Origin of the sequence: Streptomyces sp. SM1 (genome assembly GCF_002910825.1) — a bacterium.
In the GTDB taxonomy this organism is placed as follows: Bacteria; Actinomycetota; Actinomycetes; order Streptomycetales; family Streptomycetaceae; genus Streptomyces; species Streptomyces okerensis.
The window spans coordinates 1-2,971 of the sequence record NZ_NEUB01000811.1 but is presented as its reverse complement, the minus strand read 5'-3'; the positions used below and the strand labels follow the sequence as shown (position 1 = coordinate 2,971).

5 protein-coding genes are annotated in these 2,971 nt (G+C 70.5%); 4 read left to right on the top strand and 1 reads right to left on the bottom strand.

Annotated elements, in window-relative coordinates:
* Positions 1-426 (top strand): transposase (locus B9S61_RS25170; RefSeq protein WP_181007521.1); only part of this gene is annotated, 426 nt, incomplete at its 5' end.
* A 161-nt stretch (positions 427-587) separates the two neighbouring features.
* On the opposite strand, the gene B9S61_RS43540 is transcribed toward B9S61_RS25170, so the two are convergent.
* Complete coding sequence (locus B9S61_RS43540) at positions 588-812, bottom strand: helix-turn-helix domain-containing protein (protein WP_103544289.1); 225 nt, start codon at positions 810-812, stop codon at positions 588-590.
* Between the two features lie 585 nt (positions 813-1,397).
* On the opposite strand from B9S61_RS43540, the gene panD reads away from it, so the two are divergent.
* From panD to B9S61_RS25150, 3 genes are read left to right on the top strand one after another with little or no spacing between them, the layout of a single operon-like run.
* Positions 1,398-1,820 (top strand): aspartate 1-decarboxylase, encoded by a 423-nt coding sequence (gene panD, locus B9S61_RS25160; RefSeq protein ID WP_103544288.1) that lies wholly within the window; start codon positions 1,398-1,400, stop codon positions 1,818-1,820.
* Between the two features lie 41 nt (positions 1,821-1,861).
* Positions 1,862-2,179, top strand: coding sequence for a GNAT family N-acetyltransferase (locus tag B9S61_RS25155; protein WP_103544287.1), 318 nt, complete (start codon positions 1,862-1,864; stop codon positions 2,177-2,179).
* Between the two features lie 44 nt (positions 2,180-2,223).
* Positions 2,224-2,895 carry an aspartate/glutamate racemase family protein gene (locus B9S61_RS25150; protein WP_103544286.1) on the top strand — a complete coding sequence of 224 codons (672 nt, stop codon included), beginning with the start codon at positions 2,224-2,226 and terminating at the stop codon, positions 2,893-2,895.
* The last annotated feature ends 76 nt before the right edge of the window (positions 2,896-2,971 follow it).

Here is a 2,971-nt window from a genome sequence, read left to right as displayed (position 1 = left end):
GCCCAGTTGAGGCTCACGGACGCGGACGGCATGCGGCTGACCTGCTTCGCGACCAATACAGCCGGCCGGTCGATCGCCGAGCTCGAGCTCCGTCACCGGCTGCGGGCCCGCGCGGAGGACCGCATCCGGGCCGCCCGGGCCACCGGCCTGCGGAATCTGCCCCTGCACCGGACCGCCCAGAACAAGGTCTGGCTGGAGATCGTGCAGATCGCTCTCGACCTGCTGGCCTGGATGCCGATGCTCGCCCTGACCGGCAAGGCCCGGCTCTGGGAGCCCCGCCGGCTGCGGCTTCGCCTGTTCTCCGCGGCCGGGCAGCTCGTGACCACCGGCCGCCGCCGGATCCTCCGCCTGGCCGGGGACTGGCCCTGGACCAGTCACATCACCGCCGCACTCGAACGGCTCGCACTCCTACCGAACCCCGGCTGACCAGCCGTTTCACCCGTCCCTACGAGAGAACTCTTCAGCCGGAGCAGTGGAACCCGGCGTCCGCCCGAGACGACACTCGGGCCCCCGGCCTGCCCAACTTCACCCCTCCGAACGAAAACGGTCCACCGACTCCGTCGGCGGACCGTCACGCAAGATCGAGGCTAATGGATCTTCTGCTGCTCCAGCCACTTGAAGACCTCGGCCCTCTTGTACAGGACCTTCGCGTTCCTGCCTCGGCCGAGCTTGTAGCCCTTCAAGCCCAGTTTCGACGCCTCTTTGTAGACCCAGCTCGTGGACATATTGAGCATCACAGCGACCTCAGAAGTGTCCCTGCGCGACGAGTCGATATCGGTGCGGATCTGGTCGGGGTGCGACTGCGGTTCCACGGGCAAGATGGCTCCTTGAGGCTGGCCTGAGCCTGATCGCGGCAGCGGTTCGCGCTCTGCTCCGGCCGAATTCCAAACGTCCTTGACACCCGCCCTGTGCCACCGCCAGGAGTCACCGGACGAGCCACAGCCATGGTCGTGAGAATCGCCGGTTTGGCCAACCGGCGATCCGCCGCTATGTTGCGGCGCTGCTTCGGCCACTCAGATTCATGGAGCTGTGGGCGCCTCCTCCTTTGAGGCGGGATACGAGGAGCGTGGGCCAGCTGACCCATGGCGGCGCGTGGCCCGACTTCCGGTCGAGCGCCTTCGCTCCTGACTGCCGTCCAGAGGTCCGCGTGACGGTGATCACGGATGTCCTTCGGGGGTGCTGCGTAGGCTTGGGCCGTCGCCACGGTGGGGTCCGCGAGAGGAGGCGAAGCCCTCCCTCTGTCACCTGACGGGGCGTCAGAGAAGTCAGTAAGTGGTCAGCATGAGTCCTGAAAGACCTGGGGACAGCTGCCCGGACATGCGACTCGTTGTAGGGTGTCGAAACAGCCCTTGACCTGCAAAAACGCAGGCAGGGAGCCTACTTGTGGGAGTGCCCCGATGTTGCGTACAATGTTCAAGTCCAAGATCCACCGTGCCACCGTCACCCAGGCCGACCTGCACTACGTGGGGTCCGTGACGATCGATGTCGCGTTGCTCGAAGCCGCTGATCTGCTGCCCGGTGAGCTGGTGCACATCGTCGACATCACCAACGGGGCCCGGCTGGAGACGTACGTCATCGAGGGGGAGCGCGGGTCCGGTGTGATCGGGATCAACGGGGCCGCCGCTCATCTCGTCCACCCGGGCGACCTGGTGATCATCATCAGTTACGCTCAGGTGACCGACGCCGAGGCGCGGGCGCTGGAGCCCCGGGTGGTGCATGTGGACGCGGACAACCGCATCGTGGCCCTGGGCGCCGACCCGTCCGAGCCGGTTCCGGGGTCGGACCAGGAGCGCAGCCCGCAGGCCGTGAAAGCGGTCTGAGCCGCGCACGGCGAGACGACCGAGGCGGGAGCGTGACGTCCATGGGTGACATCGAGATCCGTGACGACCGGGCGGCGGGCCGGCTGGAAGCAGTGGCGGAGGGCGAGGTCGTCGGGCGGATCGAGTACTTCGTGCTCGACGCCCCCGGGCGCGCGCTCGTGCCGGTGCACACCGTCGTGGAGCCCGCCCATGAGGGCAAGGGCATCGCGGGCTCGCTCGCGCGTGAGCTCTACGCCCTCGCCGCCCGGGAGGACAGCGCCGTCGCGCCGCTCTGCCCGTACGTCGCCAAGTGGGCCGAGCGCCACCCCGGCCAGGCCCCGGCGGCCGGCCCGGAGCTGATCCGGGCGGTCCACGCGTAGCTGACGGCGCATCCGGACGGTTCTGAGGGCGGGGAGCGCCGGTCGTGCTCGTACTCCTGCACACCTCGCCGGTCCACGTGCCCGTCTTCGACGCCCTGCGCGACGAGGGGCATCCCGGGCTCGGGCTGAGGCATGTCGTCGCCGAGGAGCTGCTGGAACGCGCCCGCGCCGCCGGTCCCGCCGCCGTCGCCGGTGACGTACGGGCGAGGGTGCGGGAGGCCGCCGACGGTGGAGCACGGGCCGTACTGTGCACCTGTTCGACCATCGGGGAGGCCGCGGAGGCCGCAGCCTCCGAGGCCGGCGTTCCCGTGCTGCGCGTCGACCGGCCGATGGCGGGTGCGGCGGTGGCCGCCGGGCCGCGGGTGACCGTACTCGCCGCGCTGGAGAGCACGCTGCGGCCGACGGTCGCCCTGATCGAGGAGGAGGCCGACCGGGCCGGCCGGACCGTCCGGGTACGGACCGTGCTGGTCGACGGTGCCTGGGCGTGCTTCGGCGCGGGTGACGACGCCGGATACGTACGCCGGGTGGCGGACGCGGCCGACGCGGTCACCGGCGCCGACGTGATCGTCCTCGCCCAGGCATCCATGGCGCCGGCCGAGCGGCTCACCACCGCCGCGGTCCCCGTGCTCTCCAGCCCACGCCCGGGACTCGACGCGGCGGCGGCCCTCGTCCGGGCGGGTGACTGGCGGGTGGCCCGCAGGGTAGGCGGGGAGTAGTCCAGAGCGGATGCCGGCCGGCGGACCGGCCGGAGCAGAGCTGGAGGGCACGCGCCATGACGAACCCGTACCCGGA

Excerpts from the sequence above, each read along its gene's own strand:
- panD (WP_103544288.1), top strand. The coding sequence starts at position 1,398 with ATGTTGCGTACAATGTTCAAGTCCAAGATCCACCGTGCCACCGTCACC.
- B9S61_RS25155 (WP_103544287.1), top strand. The coding sequence starts at position 1,862 with ATGGGTGACATCGAGATCCGTGACGACCGGGCGGCGGGCCGGCTGGAA.